The sequence below is a fragment of the Candidatus Hakubella thermalkaliphila genome, assembly GCF_013281975.1.
GTDB classification, from domain to species: domain Bacteria; phylum Actinomycetota; class Humimicrobiia; order Hakubellales; family Hakubellaceae; genus Hakubella; species Hakubella thermalkaliphila.
In genome coordinates this window covers 13,702-27,843 of record NZ_BLRZ01000010.1, presented here as the reverse complement: position 1 = coordinate 27,843, position 14,142 = coordinate 13,702, and the positions used below count along the sequence as shown (strand labels likewise).

Here is a 14,142-nt window from a genome sequence, read left to right as displayed (position 1 = left end):
CCACCAGAGTGACAATGGTGCCCTTTTCTACTTCTGTGCCGGGGTCAGAGCTCTGGCTGATGATCTCCCCCGCCGGAGCGCCGTCGTCGACTCTATCTTCTCTGCTGTATTTCAGGCCATACTGGTCCAGGATGGCGGCTGCATCTTCGAAGCTCAGTCCAACCACATCGGGCATGATGACTTTGGGTACTCCCTGGCTTACCACTACATCAATGGGAGATCTCTTAGAAACAGTGATACCCGGATCAACGGATTGGCGCATTATTTTACCCGCAGCTACGCTGCTGCTGGGAGCATGGCTCACTGAGCCCAGTTGCAGCTCCGCTTTTCTTAGTTCCTCCTTGGCTTCATCAATAGTGAGGCCGATCAAGGTGGGTATTTTTGTGGTTTCTACCCCCAGGCTGATGGTGACGTTCACTGCATCTCCCTTTCTGGCTCTGGCTCCGGCAAGGGGATCCTGATCGATGATGTGGCCTGCTGGTACAGTGTGGTTAGGTTTTTGATCAACGATCTTTAGGTCCAGTCCCACATCCTCCAGCTTCTGTTGTGCCTCTGGCACGCTAAGTCCAGTGACTGTGGGAACGTCTACGTATTCCACCCTGGTCAGAGCCAGGGCTGTCCAGATGCCCAGGCCTGCCAGGGCGAGCAGGGCTACAAAGAGCAGGGACCAACCCAACCAGGAAGGGATGGTGGCGGGTCTTAGCGATGTGGGGATAGCCGCGGTCTCCTCCTGGTCCTGCCGGTATGTGGGTATTACCATGGTTTCAGTGCCTGGTGGTATCTCCATGGTCAGGGACCTGCGGAGAGCTTCTTTCATCTCTGCCGCAGAGGGATAGCGGTAGGCGGGATCTTTGTTAAGGGCCTTCATAATTACTCTTTCCAGACCGGGCGGGATGTCATCCCTCAATCGAGATGGAGGCAGAGGGTCCTCATTAATATGCTTCATGGCTATGTTGATGGGGTTATCTCCCCGAAAAGGAAGATCTCCGGTCAACATCTCATACATCAGGACGCCCAGGGAATAGATGTCCGAGGTAACGTCTACCTTTCGCCCCAGAGCCTGTTCCGGGGAGATATAGTGAGCAGTGCCCAAGATGGATCCGGTCCGAGTCATAGTAGCACTGACAGCTCTGGCTATTCCGAAATCGGTAACTTTGAGTTCGCCATTTTCGGTGAGGATGATATTCTGGGGTTTGATGTCCCGGTGGACTATCTCATGATCATGGGCTTCCGTCAGAGCGTCACAGATCTTGGAGGCTATATCCACTACTGTATCCGGAGTGAGAGGCGCCCGCGAATTCAGGAAGTCCTTAAGGTTCTGGCCCTTCAGGTACTCCATAACCAGGTAGTAGATCTCCTCGTCCGCACCCCAATCGAAAACATTTACAATATTTTGGTGCTGGAGATTGGCTACAGCTCTGGCCTCTCTCTTGAATCTCTCCACGAAAGTAGGATCTGCTGCCAGTTGAGGATGCATGATCTTGATAGCCACCTGGCGATCCAGAAGAAGATCTTCAGCCAGATAGACATCGGCCATACCGCCGGTACCAATCTTGCGGAGCAGCTTATATCTCTTGTTGAGAGTCCTTTGTAGCATTTAGACCTGACTCCGAATTGCAACAGGATACCTTTTTACGAGGCTAAAGGTTGCCTGTCAGGCATGCTTATTTCTGAACTACAGCCAAAGGTGGTTTTGTTAAGGTAAAAGGAAATCAGCCTATATTTTCCTGTGTGAAACACTTCTTTTTTACTATACCACACCGACATCCCCAAAAATTGGGCGGTGGAGGCTGTCTCCTTCAGGTGACAGGGGAAACCGCCCGCTCCTCCTTTTTCATTTAGTATTTCTATGCTATAATGTATTTATACAAAGGCACTCCATGCTGTGGAGAAACTGCTACGTACTTTGAGAACTGAACATAGGGAGTTGCAATCAGAAACCGTTGGTTGCGTAAAATGTTCAACGTCCTCTTGCAGGCAACCGCCTACCATATCGCTAAGGTCTTTAGGACGCTTAGCGATGGGGCCCTGTAAACGGCCCCTTAATCAACGCCCTGTTGGGGCAGTTGAAAGCTGACTGCTTTAGCTGTCAGTAGTTTACTGTATCAAATTCCTATGCCAGATCATGGTCCCAGATACGCCGAGGCTACTTTTTTAAAAATGGGCGCTGCTGTCTCAGCTCCCGTACCTCCGCTCTCCACAATTACAGCGATGAGTATGCGGGGATCTTCGGAGGGAGCAAATCCCACAAACCAGGAATGAGGTTTTTTGCCCTTCCCCAGCTCGGCTGTACCGGTCTTGCCAGCCACAGATACTCCCTGGATCTGAGCTGATCTTCCGGTGCCTTCGGCTACTACCTTCACCATCATGGCCTTCACTGTTTCAGCGGTCTGGGCAGATATAGGTTGGGCATATATTTTGGGCTCAAATCTCTTTACCAAACCGTCCTGGCTGTCCCGAATTTCTTGCACCAGATAGGGCTCCATAATGCGGCCCTGATCAGCCATAGCCAGGCCCACCATAGCTATTTGGAGGGGGGTGACCAGCATTTTACCCTGCCCAATGCCGCTCCAGGCCAGCTCCACATCGTCCATCTCTGAGGTGTCGGGGAAAAAACTGGCCGCAGCATCGAACTGGAGGGAGGGTTTGCGGTCAAAGCCAAATCTCTTCACATATTCCTTGAGGCGCTCCCTTCCCAGCTCTAGAGCTAATTGGGCAAAGTAGGTATTGCAGGAAATCTTAAAAGCCTGGGTCAAATCAATATTTCCATATCCTTTCCCTCCGTAGTTTCTGATAATATTGCCGTAGACCACTATGCTCTCCCTGCACTCATAGATGGTACCGGGCCCGGCGCTTCCCGAATCCAGGGCTGCCGCGGAGGTGAGTATCTTGAAGACCGATCCGGGAGCATAGAGTCCGTCAGTAGGTCTGTTAACCAGGGGGCTATCCTTATCCTTGACTAAGTGCTCCCAATTCTCCTCCAGCCCGTTGGGATCAAAAGAGGGACGGCTGGCCATGGCCAGGATGGCTCCAGTCTGGGGATCCAGGGCCAGGATGGCGCCCTTTTGACCATCCAGGCTGGCGAAGGCTATCTCCTGCAGTCGGGAGTCTATGGTCAAATAGAGGCTATCTCCCTCATCAGGCGTGTCCTGTAGATCTTTAATTAATTGGAGGGGCCAGGGATCCTTAAGTCCTTGAAGCAGGTATTGATCGAAGGATTTTTCCACCCCCGACTTCCAATAGATGGGACTGGCGAAGCCCAGAAAGGGTTCCATGATTTCTCGGTAAGGGTAGACCCTCTTGAATTTACCATCTTCTTCGATGTTTTGAGCCAGGATCTTTCCATCAGCCGAGTAGATGGAGCCTCTCTTGAAAGAGAGTTCCTGCATCAATTCTCGCGGGTTTTCCTGTCTGTGAGTAAGCTGGGAGGCCTTAATGACCTGAAGGTAGGTCAGATTGGCCGCTACCAGAAGAAAGAGAAAAAGGAAGAGAAAAAAGATCCTTGTTAGCGCCCTATCTATTTGCACGAGCTTTCTCCTGTGATGCTACCAGAACTAAAGCTACCAGAATGAAGTTAGCCAGAAGAGAACTACCTCCATAGCTAACGAAAGGCAAGGTTACGCCGGTCATAGGCACTAACTTGCTTACTCCAGCCATGATAACGAAGCTCTGGAGTCCAATGATAGAGGCCAGGCCAGCGACCATGAGTTTGCTGAAATGGTCCTCCAGGGAAAGAGATACCCTGATCATGGCCGCGAGCAGAGTCAGATAGATGAGAATCAGGGACAGGGCTCCGAAAAGCCCCAACTCTTCCGCAAAAGCGGAGAAAATGAAATCAGAGTAGCTGACCGGGATCAGGGTGGAATGGCCCAGCCCCAGTCCCGAGCCAGAAACGCCTCCGCTGGCAATAGCAATGAGAGATTGAGCTATCTGATAGCCCTTATGGGCGGATACTGTCCAGGGGTCTATCCAGATCATGACCCGGTCCCGGACATGGGGAAAAATCAGGTAGCAGATATATGATCCCAGAGAGAACAAGGCCAGTCCTGCCAATACGAAGGAGAGCTGCGAGGTTGCCAGATACAACATGACCAGAAAGATGGCAAAAAAGAGAAGGGAGGATCCCAAATCCTTCTGGAAAACTAAGAGCGCCATGGAAAGCCCCCACATGACCAGGAGGGGCCCCATGTGCCTTGCAGATGGAAGCCTAAGGCCCAGGCCCCCCTGACCTGGGGAGGCGAGAAGAGGGGCTTTCTCGGCCAGGTAGGAGGCCAGGAAGATGACCAGGAAGATCTTGCCCAGCTCAGCAGGCTGAAAGCTCAGGCGGCCAAAGCGCAACCACAATTTGGCTCCATGTATCTCAGTTCCCAAAAAGACCGTAGAAAAGATGAAAATGGCCGCTAGCAGAGCAAAGACATACTTGTAGTTGACCAATATCCGGGGATCTCGCATAAAGATCAAAATGATACCGAGGACCCCTCCCCCCAAGAGCACCCACAGGTACTGAAAGCTGGCCTGGGAGGGGTTCAGGCGGTAGATCATGATCAGCCCCAGTCCGCAAAGAAGGGAGATGAGGGGAAGGATAAAGGGGTCAGCTTCAGGAGAACACCGTCTCAGGAGAAAACTGAGGCCCCCAAAGACGAAAAAGAAAATGGCTATGGCTACAACAATGGAGAGATCCAGATGCTTCTCCTGGCTCCCCAGCAGGATCAGAAAGCCGAAAGACGTCAAGAGGCAGGAGGTCAAAATATACACTAACTCCAGGTTGCGTTTTTTGTTCCCAAACATGGAATTTTGCCCAGAAAATAGTCCAATACTGGCGTTCCCGCAAAAAGGGCCGGAAAAATCAACCCCGTTGCACGGAGTTCGCTCGAATGAGTTGTTAACCCTCAATATCTGTATCTGATTCGATCTAGGATTTCTCTGAATTTCTGTTTCATTCTGTATGACCATCTGCTGTCATTTAGAAGACCATCGAAGCCGTCCTCAACAAGATGCAGGGGAAAATAACGCAGATTCTTGAGAATTGTGTCAATGTAAGCCCTTGTAGAATTTGAGCTCTCTGTCTGGTTCAATTCTCTGAAGAGAAGATCAGCCGTCTCGGCGGTCTTGACGTGCCCCAAAGCCTCAATAATCAGTTCCTTTCTTGTTCTGTCGTTTCGATGCAAGATGTACAAGCCATAAAGAAATACAGCAGCTTCCGTTCTTCCGGCAGAATACATGGATGCGAGCATATTGCAAGCAGATCGAAAGTCCCCTTCCTCGTTACTCAGCGACTGCCTCAGCGTAGAGTCAATAGGGAGCTTAGTAAGATCAAGATACCCATCCTTTGTGATCCACGGGACGTTTAAACTGCTAAGGATGTCTTTTTCTTTCCTGGGCAACGCTTCCTCTCTCTTTGGGCTAAGGAAGAAGTGGACACAAAGTTTGACGTTGTCCATCAGGACAAACCTTTGCTTTTAAAACGCACAACCCCCGACTTCCGCACTTATTTTAAGAAATGCAACTATATAGGGGGTTTTCTATCATATCGTGGGCACTACAACTTCTTAATTATGTAAGGAGTTATGGTCTTTTTACTTTTAATATATCATAAATCAATGATTTTCATTTCCAGAAGTCTCTGTCTTTCATGTTCTATTTCGCTCTTCAAGACTTCAGGGTCAGGCAATTGTAACCTATACTTTGAAGCAAATATCTTATTGCTCATTCCACCTAGGGCGTATTCAACAATGGTCTTCTTTCTGTCTGAGCAGAGGATGATTCCTACCGGGTCATTTTCTTCAGGAAGTTTTTCTTTGTCTTTTAAATAATTCAGGTAAAGGTTCATCTGCCCGGCGTCAGCATGGGTGAACTCGCCAATCTTCAAGTCTATTGCTACCAGGCATTTCAAAATTCGGTGATAAAGGAGAAGATCAAGGCGATAATGAGTCCCCTCAAGCGTAATTCTCTTCTGGCGGGCAACAAAGGTAAAACCAATTCCTAATTCGAGAAGAAAATGTTCCAGGTGTTTGATTAAAGCCTCTTCCAATTGTGATTCTGAATACTCGTCCTTTAACCCAAGAAATTCCAGAATATAGGGGTCTTTGATTTCATCTTCTGGCTTTAAAGCGAGAGGTTTTTCGTGGGCTTTGGCAATGACTGCCAGTTTACGTTTGGATAATGCCGTTTGTTCGTAAAGCATGGATTGAATTTGCCTATCCAGTTGCCTGACTGACCAGTTGCCACGAATACACTCCACCTCATAAAATTCACGTTTGAAGGGTTCGTCAATGCGTATGAGCAAGCGGTAGTGAGACCATGACAATGGAAATTTCCGCACCAGTGCCTCGGAAATTCCAGACACTGTCTGAATTTTTTGAATGTTATCGGCTATTTCAGGATAGGATAATTCCTCAGGCGCTATCTGGGATTTTTCAGAAAGCAATTTCCGAGACGGTGTCTCGGAAATCTCAATTGGATAACTCAAATAGAAGCGCCGCATTGCCTCGAGATTATCAGGGGAAAAACCGCGCCCAAATCTCCTATTTAAGTCTTGAGATAACTTCTGGAGTAATTCTTCTCCATATTCCGCCCGTTCTTTCCCTTTTTGCTCATACTCTATAATCCTTCTACCGATAAGCCAGTAAGTAGCCACGAGAGCAGTATTCACATGCCGCACCGCTGCTTTACGTCCCTGCTCAATGAGGGATGCAAGATCAGTGATGAGCCTCGAATAATTTTGTGTTTTGGTGATATTAATCATGTTCTTGTGAGCCTTTAAGGTAGATTAAAAGCGCCCGATTTTTTTGAACTTTGGTGAACCCGGGTTCACCTTTTGTTATCTTTACCAGCTCATTGGGACTTAGTGAACTTGTTTCTTCTGCCTACCAACCTTTTAGGCTTGATATCAACTTTCCTTTAAGATCTTTCGAGCCAAAGTCAGGACAAACCTTTGCTTTTAAAACTCACAACCCGTTTCGCATGATATTGTAATTATGGCTGTTTCCAAACACCCGATTCATTCCTTTTCTATTTAGCGTGGAGACCTGTGAAGGGTACAAACTGAAAAGGAAGAACCGTATCCTAAAGGTCCTCACTCTGGATATATTCATATTCGTCAGGCTGCTGGTTTGAGTTCTCATTGCCACTCTGAATTATATAGCCGATCGATTCATAACCTTTGAGCCGTTTCTTATACATCCGCATTAGCGTTGGGACATGGATATCAACATAATCGTAAACCTCAACTACTTGTTTGTTATCGTAAAGACGATGCAGACGCCCCACATATTGCTGGAGTGTTCCACGCCATGAGATGGGCATGGCTAAGAACAGAGTGTCGAGCCTTGCGTCGTCAAAACCTTCTCCAATATAGCTCCCTGTAGCAAGGATAACTCGCTCTTCAGAGCCAGGTATTACCTTGATCCGATCAGCCACCTTCTTGCGTTGTCTACTGCCCATGCCTCCCCTTAACACGATGATGTTCTGTGCGAAACCCTTTAGCCGTTCGGCAAATAACTCCAAGTGCTCAATCCGCTCAGTAAGGAGCAAAGGAGATCGTCCCATCTCCAAGGCTTTCAGCAAATCATTGAAAATCAATTCATTGCGATGTTTGTCGAGCGCAAGGGCAGCATAGATATCCTGAATTCCCACATCCTTTGATTCAAAAGGAATTTTGAAATCTGTATACCTTATTAAGACTATATGCTTGAAGGGTCTTGCGGCTGCTTGCCTCTTCGCACTTTCGTTGAACCTGATAGAACCACACTGCATCATGATGATAGGATGATGGCCGTCCTTACGGATAGGCGTTGCAGTCAGACCGACGATGTACTTGGCCTTTACCTGCTTGAGGACCTGCTCAAAGGTAAAGGCAGGTATGTGGCGGCATTCGTCAACGATAACCTGCCCGTATCCAGCCACCATGTCCTTGACCTGGCCCTTACGAATGAGGCTTTGAAGAAGTCCAATATCGATAAAACCGGTTACTTTCTTTTTGCCTCCACCTACCTGACCGAGCTTTTCTATCGGCAACCCCAAAAATAATGCTAACCTTTCCCGCCACTGATCCATTAATTGTTGGCGATGAACTAAGACCAATGAGTTCACTTTTCTTTCAGCAATAAGCCACGCCCCTATCACAGTCTTGCCAAAAGCGGTTGGGGCTGACAAAATGCCAATATCGTCTTCAAGTAATTTCGATCCAGCCTCTTTTTGTAAAGGCCGGAGCTCTCCATTGAAAACAACATCTATCGGAACGCCCTCAAAACGCTCATCGACTATTTCAGATTTGATACCGTAAGACTTGAATAGCTCTAGCGCCCCATCGAGGCACCCTCTGGGCAGACCGATGTGAAATGGAAAATCCTCGGCGCAACCGATGATTCGGGGTTTACCGAAGGTTGAAAGTCGCATGGCCTGCGCTTTATAGAAATCGGGATTCTGAAAGGCAGCAAGACGAACCAGGCGGTTCAGCATAGCCGGAGCCAACCCATTTTTCTCTATGTAAGCCAAGTTACTCCGGACGATTCGGACGGTTTCGGGAAAAGGTCCTTTGATCGGTTCTTCTGCTTTCTTTTTCGAAGGCGGTAAAGTCCAGGGGTCTTCCTGGGCTTCTTCATCGGTCAGGCTGATACGAACGCCGATGATCATCCCGCTTCGCAAAGCCTCTTTGACGATAGCCTCCAAATTCTCTATCTGCATCCTTTTAATTGAGGAAAGGAAAAGCCACTGATCTGCATAGACATCAAGTTCCCGGCTCAGAAACACACTGTTCCCCTTTTCCGTGGGACCGCGCTGCAAAGGAAGGGCGATAAGGCTCCCGAATCCACCCTTCGGCATAGTATCCTGACCTGGAAAGAAGCGATCATATGAATCCAAACCGATTTGATGGCGTCGCTCCATGGTTCTGGTCAGGATGGCGCAACCAAGCTTACGAGCCAATGAAGCATGAACCGGACGGTCAAAGAATATCCAGATATGACCGCCTTTTCCTGATCGGGAACGTTCCAGCCCAGCAGAAACCCCTATTTCTTCACAAGTATTGAGAAAGGTGACTGCATCTTCCTGCCAGGTTTTTTTATCGAAATCAATGGCCAGAAACCAACAGGTCTCATCCAATAAAAGTGGGTAAACTCCAATGGTATGTTTTCCGAGGAGATGGTCACGGATTACTTCGTCTGTTACCGGTTTGAACTCACGGTTTTCACACTCAGCGCATTTAATTCTGGGTTTGCCACAAAAGGTTCGGTCCCATTCATGCGTACAGGCGGGAGAATATCCTGAATTTCCTCTCTTCCCTTCCCATCTGACGGCATAGATATCTTCTCGTCCACGGAACAGAGATCGAAAAAGACCAATCTGATTCTCTATTGAGGAGCTATGGGCAACTAAAGCATTACCAAAGAGATAAGGAATCGGCGGATCTGAGATGACAGGTTTAGCAATTGGAGCAGGACCTTTAGAAGATAAACCAAGTAGCTTTTTCAGTCGCTCATTCTCTTCTCTCAAGGAGGCGCATTCCGCTAAAGCTTGTTGTAGCTTGGTTTCGATGTCTTCATAGTCTCTCATGGATTATCTTCCACCGAGGGATGGATGACCCCAAGTTCAATTCATTATCATTTCTGTTTTGCGCAGTTGGTCTATTCCCAACGTTTCGAAGTCATCGGATTGTCTTCGAGCCTCTGTGGGGAGGGAACAAACCACAGAAAGGAAAACAAGGCATACTCCCAGAATCGTGCCACACCGCAAACTTCGATGATTCAGCCCACACACTTTATACCCTCACGCAACAGGCCTAACGCCTGAAATCAGCGGCGGCGTTTCACGCCATCCGCTGGAGTGAGTTGTTAGTCAGTCCAGTTCTCCTTTGAATTGAGACTACGTGGAAGATTTCCTCGGTCTGGGAGCAGGAATACCGTACAACATGCCTTCAGCACTGATATCCTCGTCAATCTCTGGCCAATGGATACCCTGACCATCACCAATAATCTCGTAGTTTGCACGCTGTTCAGGTGTCGCCTCTGATAATCGCCATGACCAGGAAAGAGGAACACTAATTACTCTCCCATCAACAAGATGGGCTGTGATTGTATCCTCAGTGATAATTACATCTTTAATCCTTACTTCCTGAAGTTTCACCGCAGTGTTCATACCATGCCTCCATTATCTTCTTTCTATTATTATAAATGATTTCCCGTATATTATTCAGCTCCTTTGATGTAAAGCCATGACTGTTGCTCAGCACAACTGGTTCCAACCAGAACTTACAAACCATTCTTTCTCTCTGAACATGTACATGCATTGGCTCGTTACAATCGAAGCTATAGAAGAAAAAACGATAAGGACCTGGAATATTTTTAACTGTTGGCATTAATCAATTATTAGGGAATTGCTCCTCTTTTGTCAAAAAGATTTCATACCAATCATGATTTTTTAAACCTTGATCACGATGACTGTTGTATTATCATATCCCCCGGCTCTATTGGCTGCTTCTACCAAGGCCCGGCAGATCTTTTTGGGGCCTCCGGAGATATCCATGATGGCCTCGATCTCCTGGTCTCGGAGCATGGAGTTCAGCCCGTCTGTGCAGAGCAGAAGCTGGTCACTTTTACGCAACTGTACCCGGAAGAAATCAATATAGGTCTCCCCTTCTGCGCCTATCACGTTAGTTATGACACTCCGGTAAGGATGGATTCTGGCCTCCTCCTCGGTCAACTTTCCCTCCCTTTGCATCTCTGCCACAACAGAGTGGTCTCGGGTAATCTGCTGCAATCTCCTGTCTCGTAAGAGATATACCCTGCTGTCGCCAGCGCTGGCTACGCATGCCAGATGATCCAAAAGAAGGACCAGGCTCAGGGTAGTGGCCATTCCTCGGAGCCTTTGGTCCTGTTGAGCCAGGTCCAGAAGTTTCCTGTTGGCGGCTTTGACTGTCTCCCGAACTCTTTCTTCGACCTCGGAAGGAACAACTTTTTGGAGAGCAGAGGAGACCATGGCCACGGTGGTACGGCTGGCCACCTCTCCCGCCTGCTGTCCGCCCACGCCATCGGCCACTATGAAGAGGCGCCCATCAGCGTAGCAACAGTCCTCGTTGTGGGAACGTACTCTTCCTCTATCCGACAGGGCAAAATATCTCATAGTCAACTTCGTGAGGCTGGCCTTTAGCCGGCTTTGAATTCCAGGATGGTCTGGCCGATCTGAATTTGGGCGCCATCCTCCAGGGCTGAGGGGTCTGACACCCTTATTCCATTGACGAAAGTCCCATTGGTGCTGTCCAGATCCTCTATGAAGATGCCCCCGTCCTGGAAGAAGATCCGGGCATGCTGAGAGGAGGCATATGCGTCGGCAAGAGGCAGGTGGCATTCTGGGTTTCTACCTATAATCATAAGGTCCCTCACAGAAAAAATTTCTCCCCTCCGACCCTCGGGGTCTTTCAGAATGATTATGCCCGGTGCTCCTGGCCTCTCCCTATCCGGAAAATCTTCCCCCGAGTTTTCCTCCCCGAATCGCACCTGTCCAGGGGACATCTGTTTCAGAGAAGGGGGAAGATGACCCGGCTCTCTTAACACTATTTTTACCAGGGACTTCACTAATAGAAAAACATAGACATAAATGAGGAATACAAATATGAAAGATAAGATTTGGATTAAGGTTTCGGCTATGTGGATGGTCATTGGGTCTGGTAGATGAGCTTGCTGGTGCCTAGGGAGATAACATCCCCCTCCTCTAACCTGGCTCTGGTGACTTTGGCGCCGTTAACCGCAGTTCCGTTGGTGCTATCTCTGTCCACTATCCAGGCCCGGTCATTCCCATCCAGACTCATTTCGGCATGATGGCGGGAGACACTGGGATCTTTGATCACCAGATCATTATCCTCAGACCTCCCGATACGGAAAAGCTTTTTGTTTACAGGATATTTCCTCTCCCTCCCTTCCGAATCCAGGAGGACCAGAATGTGTCTGGCAGATGCGGCAAGCTCCAATTCTCTCAAGTCCATGACTCTGGTCTGCTGATGCAAGGCCTCTTCCGGTATGGGCTGTTGGTTATCTTCGGTTATGATGCCCTCAACCCTTACCTGGCCTGCCGGGACAGTATCCACACCTATGAATTTGATGCTGGGCCTGGTGATGAAGGACAGGCTGTTGCTCCTGGCATAGGAGATGAGATAATTTACCAGCTCCTTTTTGATGGCGTTCTCATAACTGGAGAACCTTTCTTTATCCTCAGGATTGATGAAGACCTTAAATCGGTTAGGCACATAGGTGTAGGAGATGCCGATTACCTTTTTGCCCCTCAGCTCTTTGGTCAGCCTGGAAGCGATCTCAATGGGCTGAAGTCCACCCCGAAAGGTCCTGGCGAAAAAGCCTTCCAGAATAGTCTCCAGTCTGTCCTCCAGATCTTTCAGCAAGCTCATCTTCTATCTTCCCCTCCATAGGAGACCAGAGAGATGATGATCACCATAATTATAGTGGAAAGGGCCAAAGTTTGTATAACCTGGGTAAGGTTGATAGCCATCTCCAGAACTTTTGGCATCAAAAAGAGATAGCTGAAGCCCAAAATAGATGCTCCTAAAAGAATGACCGGAAGATCCAAAAAGAAGTGCCTTCTGCGGGCCAAAGATCCCACCACCAGGCAGACCACGGCCCATACCAGGAACTGAAAGATAAGAGGGATCTGGGTAAAGAAATAGGCAAAAAACTGCTTGAAAGAAGGAATAAATCCCTCTTGGGCCAGGAATTCTATCAGGCGGGGAGCCGCTATGGCCAGGAGATTCAAGTTTCCCCGGGCAAAAAGTATCAAGAACCACTGCAGGAAAAGCAGTCCCACCACCCCTGTGGCCAGAGCCATTCCCGGCCCAAAGGCATAGCCTGCCAGAAGAGGATAGAGAAGATCCAGATGAAGGGGAGCCAAAAGAGGCGGGAGCATTAAGAAGAGAGCAGAGGCCCGATCTCTGAGGAATATAAAAAAGAAAATTGTTGCCAGAAGAAGATAGAGAAAGCCGAGGAAGGAGGAAAAGATAAAGACAGGTACGGCTGTAAGAAGCAAGGCTGCTGCAACTCCCACCGGGGGAAGAAGGTAGGAGAGGAAGAATAGGAGGATAACTGTGGAGATCCTCCAGGGATAAGGAAGAAAACCGAAAAAGCTAAGAGCCAGGAGCGGAACGGCAAAAGAGAAGATGCCGGAAAGCACTCGCAGACTCAGTTCCCTTTTCTCCACAAAGGCGCGGTAAAGGAATTTCTTCAGCCTCAAAAAAGGACTGATCCGCTTTTCTAGCGCCTCTCTTTCTTCTCGAATTTGCTCCATGGCGGAGGAAACCAGGTCAGTCAGCTCCCTTTCCAACCTGTTCCGATCAGCATCCAGGAGACCGGACAGGTTCTCTTTGATGAGACCTACGTAAGAATATCGTTCTTCGGGGTAAACTTGCAGGCATTTGAGAATGATATGATCCAGGGAATGGGGCACTGAAGGGTTCAACTGGCTGGGCGGAGGGGGCCTTCTTCCCTTCCTCGCCTCCTGGCAGGGCAGTTGGGGATGGAAAGGAGTTATCCCGGTCAAAAGCTCGTAGGCTACTACCCCGATAGAGAAAATATCACTTTTGAAGTCAACTCTCTGGCCCTCATACTGCTCAGGAGACATATAGACAGCGGTTCCTGCTACATACTTGCGGGAGTCAGAAGACACCTCTCCCAGAATATCAGCGATCCCGAAATCGGTCACCTTGATCCGGCCCCTCCTGGTAATCATGATGTTGGCCGGCTTTATATCCTTATGGATGATATTGGCCAGGTGGGCAGTTTCTATGGCGTCGCAAAGCTGATAGATGATAGAGGTAGCCTCTGACACCCGAAGCTCTCCTACCCTCTCTACCAGTTCTTCCAGAGAGAGGCCCTCCACATATTCCATGATGATATAAAAAGTAGAGCCCTCCTGGAGGATGTCGAAAACGGTGATGATGTTGGGGTGGGTCAGACGGGCTATGAGCCGGGCCTCCCGCAGGGCGGTATCCCTGACCTGGTCTTCGGCCTGGACAGCTTTGATGGCTACGGTTCGCTTCATAGTCTGGTCAAAGGCCTTGTAAACCGTAGCAAAGCCTCCACTGCCAGCTTCCTCCTCGATCTCATATCTGTCGAAAAGAATCTCGCCTTCCATCTCCCCGTCCTT

General features: G+C 48.8%; 12 protein-coding genes. All 12 read right to left on the bottom strand.

The features are described from left to right. On the bottom strand, window positions 1-1,597 hold a 1,597-nt coding region (locus HW443_RS01980; RefSeq protein WP_176237857.1), incomplete at its 3' end, for a protein kinase domain-containing protein. Window positions 1,598-2,123: 526 nt separating this feature from the next. Further along, window positions 2,124-3,527 (bottom strand): peptidoglycan D,D-transpeptidase FtsI family protein, encoded by a 1,404-nt coding sequence (locus HW443_RS01975; RefSeq protein WP_176235577.1) that lies wholly within the window; start codon window positions 3,525-3,527, stop codon window positions 2,124-2,126. Next, window positions 3,514-4,788, bottom strand: coding sequence for an FtsW/RodA/SpoVE family cell cycle protein (locus HW443_RS01970; protein WP_176235576.1), 1,275 nt, complete (start codon window positions 4,786-4,788; stop codon window positions 3,514-3,516). Before HW443_RS01970 ends, HW443_RS01975 begins: the two co-directional genes overlap by 14 nt. 101 nt (window positions 4,789-4,889) lie before the next feature. Further along, entirely contained in the window at window positions 4,890-5,441 is a 552-nt protein-coding gene (locus tag HW443_RS01965) for a hypothetical protein (RefSeq protein WP_176232983.1), read from the bottom strand. Between the two features lie 149 nt (window positions 5,442-5,590). Further along, a complete protein-coding gene (locus tag HW443_RS01960; protein ID WP_176237855.1) occupies window positions 5,591-6,745 on the bottom strand; it encodes a PDDEXK nuclease domain-containing protein in 1,155 nt (384 codons plus the stop codon). 320 nt (window positions 6,746-7,065) lie between these two features. Beyond that, window positions 7,066-9,552, bottom strand: a complete 2,487-nt coding sequence (locus HW443_RS01955; RefSeq protein ID WP_176237854.1) for a TOTE conflict system archaeo-eukaryotic primase domain-containing protein — start codon at window positions 9,550-9,552, stop codon at window positions 7,066-7,068. A 309-nt stretch (window positions 9,553-9,861) separates the two neighbouring features. Further along, complete coding sequence (locus HW443_RS01950) at window positions 9,862-10,134, bottom strand: DUF2442 domain-containing protein (protein WP_176227284.1); 273 nt, start codon at window positions 10,132-10,134, stop codon at window positions 9,862-9,864. After that, entirely contained in the window at window positions 10,097-10,354 is a 258-nt protein-coding gene (locus tag HW443_RS13790; RefSeq protein ID WP_176227285.1) for a DUF4160 domain-containing protein, read from the bottom strand. Before HW443_RS13790 ends, HW443_RS01950 begins: the two co-directional genes overlap by 38 nt. A gap of 62 nt (window positions 10,355-10,416) precedes the next feature. Further along, the gene (locus HW443_RS01940) at window positions 10,417-11,118 is read right to left on the bottom strand and encodes a Stp1/IreP family PP2C-type Ser/Thr phosphatase (protein ID WP_176235947.1); all 702 of its coding nucleotides are present in this window, start codon (window positions 11,116-11,118) and stop codon (window positions 10,417-10,419) included. 23 nt (window positions 11,119-11,141) lie between these two features. Next, window positions 11,142-11,549, bottom strand: a complete 408-nt coding sequence (locus HW443_RS01935) for an FHA domain-containing protein (protein WP_176235946.1) — start codon at window positions 11,547-11,549, stop codon at window positions 11,142-11,144. A 101-nt stretch (window positions 11,550-11,650) separates the two neighbouring features. Then, a complete protein-coding gene (locus tag HW443_RS01930) occupies window positions 11,651-12,394 on the bottom strand; it encodes an FhaA domain-containing protein (protein ID WP_176229798.1) in 744 nt (247 codons plus the stop codon). Then, window positions 12,391-14,130 carry a serine/threonine-protein kinase gene (locus HW443_RS01925; protein WP_176231662.1) on the bottom strand — a complete coding sequence of 580 codons (1,740 nt, stop codon included), beginning with the start codon at window positions 14,128-14,130 and terminating at the stop codon, window positions 12,391-12,393. Before HW443_RS01925 ends, HW443_RS01930 begins: the two co-directional genes overlap by 4 nt. Window positions 14,131-14,142: the final 12 nt, after the last annotated feature.

Excerpts from the sequence above, each read along its gene's own strand:
- HW443_RS01970 (WP_176235576.1), bottom strand. The coding sequence starts at position 4,788 with ATGTTTGGGAACAAAAAACGCAACCTGGAGTTAGTGTATATTTTGACC.
- HW443_RS01965 (WP_176232983.1), bottom strand. The coding sequence starts at position 5,441 with ATGGACAACGTCAAACTTTGTGTCCACTTCTTCCTTAGCCCAAAGAGA.
- HW443_RS01960 (WP_176237855.1), bottom strand. The coding sequence starts at position 6,745 with ATGATTAATATCACCAAAACACAAAATTATTCGAGGCTCATCACTGAT.
- HW443_RS01955 (WP_176237854.1), bottom strand. The coding sequence starts at position 9,552 with ATGAGAGACTATGAAGACATCGAAACCAAGCTACAACAAGCTTTAGCG.
- HW443_RS01950 (WP_176227284.1), bottom strand. The coding sequence starts at position 10,134 with ATGAACACTGCGGTGAAACTTCAGGAAGTAAGGATTAAAGATGTAATT.
- HW443_RS13790 (WP_176227285.1), bottom strand. The coding sequence starts at position 10,354 with ATGCCAACAGTTAAAAATATTCCAGGTCCTTATCGTTTTTTCTTCTAT.
- HW443_RS01940 (WP_176235947.1), bottom strand. The coding sequence starts at position 11,118 with ATGAGATATTTTGCCCTGTCGGATAGAGGAAGAGTACGTTCCCACAAC.
- HW443_RS01930 (WP_176229798.1), bottom strand. The coding sequence starts at position 12,394 with ATGAGCTTGCTGAAAGATCTGGAGGACAGACTGGAGACTATTCTGGAA.
- HW443_RS01925 (WP_176231662.1), bottom strand. The coding sequence starts at position 14,130 with ATGGAAGGCGAGATTCTTTTCGACAGATATGAGATCGAGGAGGAAGCT.